Consider the following 2,974-nt stretch of genomic DNA (forward strand, 5'->3'; position numbering starts at 1 on the left):
CGGCCGGTCACACTGGGCACCCCGCTGACAGGCAAAGAAGGTGAGGGGCTACGGATTACGCGGCCGCCGGCGGGTGTCGCCGCACTCGCTGAGTCGCAGGGCCGGGAGTCGAGACACATCGGGACGGTCCGCGCCGCACCCTGCGGGTCGGAGAGCTGGGCGGACCGGGTTCGTCCGTTCTGGCGTGGGTCTCAACGGTTTGGTCACGGACGGCACGTCTGGAGATGTTCTCGACGTGCCCAAGCAGCAGCCGGCTGCGACGCGGTGCCGCCGCGGGGCGCACGCCGCAGCACGGCTGAACAGCCCGCGGCCGTCCGCGGGCACTCACCGAAACCCAAATGTCGGTGCGCAGCGTTACCTTGGGCCGATGCGCTGGTATGCCCGTCCCGACAACAACACCCAACAGCTGAAGGCCGTGCCTCGGCTCGCGTCGTGGGAAAAGGCCGATCATCCGGATCAAGTTCGGCTGCGGGCCTATCTCGACGACACCAGATCACTGCTGGCTGCATCACGGGTAGACGGGCCGTGGGCACTGCGACTCGATGTCGGTCTGCCACCTGGACGGGATCTCCTCGACATGGCGGACCTCGACAACTATGCCTACCCCCTCGCCCGTGACCTGCAGGACACCGGCCTGGTGTCGGTCTGGTGCACGAAGCGGCACTGCGAGCAGTCGTTCGTGCGGATCGAGGCTGCCCGCGAGAAACGTCCGCCGGCAGAAGTGCTGGTCGCGAGAACGACCGCATCGGCATCGACTGTCGCCTTCAAGGAGCAGATCTACGCCGCCATCGCTGGGGCAGCAGAACTGCCAGCCGGCCCGGTCCGGCTCGAACTGTCCTTCGTCGTCGGCCCACGCAGGAACTGGCTGAACCTGTGGAAGCAGACAATCGACGCACTCGACCCACTCCTGGGACGTACCTACCCAAACCGCGCCTGGCATCCACGCGACGGCAGGATCACCGAGCTGGGCATGCATTTGATGGTTGACCCCGCTCTCCAATACGAGGTCGCTATCGGCATAGCTGCCGCGCAGGGTGCAGCGCCACCAGATCGTCAATCTGGCGTGGTGGGCGGCCAGATCCGCGCCGACGAGCTGCGCGTGGGCGACGTGATCCACGACCAGCCCGCCGACAGCGAGCACGGGGCGGTGGAAACCGCGCGCCGGTTGGTGGACCCGGAGCACCCTGCCGAGGAGAGTCGTCACGCTGGCGCACGAGCGTGGCCGACCGGACCTGACCACCGAACACTTGTGGTCAACTACGCCGCAAGTGGATTGTTCACGCAGGCGGTGGTGAACAAGGCCCGCGCCCGCACTGCTGACACCGACGACACGGACGTGCCCGAGCCGAATCCGTTCCGAGCAGAGATGGAGCAGATTCTGGTCAGCCACCAACGAACCCGCTACGCCAAGGTGCTCAGCGGGATGAAACGCGGGCTCACCGACAGTGAGATGGCGCAGGAGGCCGACGCCGCGGGTGAGCCGTGCCGCGCCGACAGCATCGCCTATGTGCGTAGGCTGGTGCGCTTAACGCTGGACGACGAACTCGTGCCCGCGCCGTCCGACTCCGAGGCCCAGGCCGCGATCTACCGGGAGGTTCTCAACTACAGGCCGTCCCCCGAGCTGCATCAGCACATCATGACCCGATTGATTCAGCTTCGGCAGATCGACCCTTCCGTCAAACTCACACCGCTAGGTGATGTCCATCTCGGTGCCAACGCCGCGCCCCGATCCGAGAAGCCCGAGCAAACGTGCCCGCATTGCTTCCTGGTTCACAATGGAGAGTGCCCATAGCCAACCGCCGCCCGCGAGCGGGAAGTTGCACGGCTACGCCGCAGTCAGCACGGGTCCCTAGATCCCGCGACTGGAACTTCGCGCGCTCACCCACCCTCCCCATCGATGAGCAGGGCTGCGCCCGCCGGCACCTGGCGGCCTGTGCGCCGGTGTGCTGCGGGACGTGCGGTGGTCGGGCCGGAAGAAAAAAGGGGCCCCGACCAACGCTGCGTGTGCAGAGCTGGCCGGGGCCCGCAGGGTGCGGCCGGTCAGTCCGCGGGCGGCGCCGGGTCGGGCTGCGCGGTGCGGTCCAGGCCGTCGAGGAGGGTGTGGCGGAGCGTGGACGGCGGTATCCCCGCCCGCAGCGCGGTGGACAGCATGACGGCGAGCCGGGGAGTCGGGGTGTGGGTGGCCTCGGCTTCGTCGAGCGCGGCGTCCAGGGCGATGCCGGCGCGTACCGTCTCGCGGGCCAGGACCAGGCAGGCGGCGGCCACGGTGAGCGCTTCGGTGCGATGCCGGCCCCGCAGCCGGCGCCCGAGGTGCGTCCACAGGTCGGCCCCGGCGTGCGGGTTGTCGATCGCCAGGCACAGCATCGCGTCGCGCAGCGCGGGGTGTGCGGTGATGACGATGCCGGCGCGGGTGGCCAGGGTGGGGCTGGTGGTCGGCGCGCCGGCGATCGCGTCGGCGATGTCGCGGGCGGTGCTGGTGACCAGCTCGCCGTGATCTCCGACCTCGACAGGTGGTGCGGGGGGCAGGGGGCCGAACTCGGCTTCCAGTTCGGCGCGGCTGGCGCGCACCCGTTCGCCGGTGTGGACCAGCTGTGCGGTCAGGACGGAATCGGTGTAGGGGTAGGTGTCGCCGTAGTCGCCGGTGTCGGCGTCGAGCCACTGGCCGGGCTCGGTGGCGTCGCGGGCATACAGGCGGCGCAACACGCGGATTCCGGCGGTGTGCAGGGCGTCGCGCAGCGCGTTGAGCAGGTCGCGGGCGTGCCCGTCGTGGCGCTGGTCGCAGACGGCGATCAGGACGGCCGCGGCGTTGTCAGCGGCGCGCAGGCTGCAGGTGGCGGGGAAGTGGGCGGCCTCCTCGGTGGTGACGGTGACATCGAAGCGGATCGCGCACCGCACGTGCAGGCCGTGGGTGGGGTCGTCGCGCAGCATGATGGCCACGATGCTGTCGGTGGGGGCAAAGCCCAGCAGGCCCGGG

Annotated in this window: 2 protein-coding genes; one reads left to right on the forward strand and one right to left on the reverse strand. The window is 69.6% G+C overall.

Annotated elements, in window-relative coordinates; all coding sequences use genetic code 11:
- Window positions 1-367 precede the first annotated feature (367 nt).
- Window positions 368-1,792, forward strand: a complete 1,425-nt coding sequence (locus F0Q45_RS29725; RefSeq protein ID WP_262491173.1) for a hypothetical protein — start codon at window positions 368-370, stop codon at window positions 1,790-1,792.
- 248 nt (window positions 1,793-2,040) lie between these two features.
- On the opposite strand, the gene F0Q45_RS25160 is transcribed toward F0Q45_RS29725, so the two are convergent.
- Window positions 2,041-2,974: DUF4192 domain-containing protein (locus F0Q45_RS25160; protein WP_262491174.1), on the reverse strand; the 934-nt coding region annotated here is incomplete at its 5' end.

The sequence above is a fragment of the Mycobacterium simiae genome (genome assembly GCF_008370645.1).
Lineage (GTDB): Bacteria > Actinomycetota > Actinomycetes > Mycobacteriales > Mycobacteriaceae > Mycobacterium > Mycobacterium simiae_A.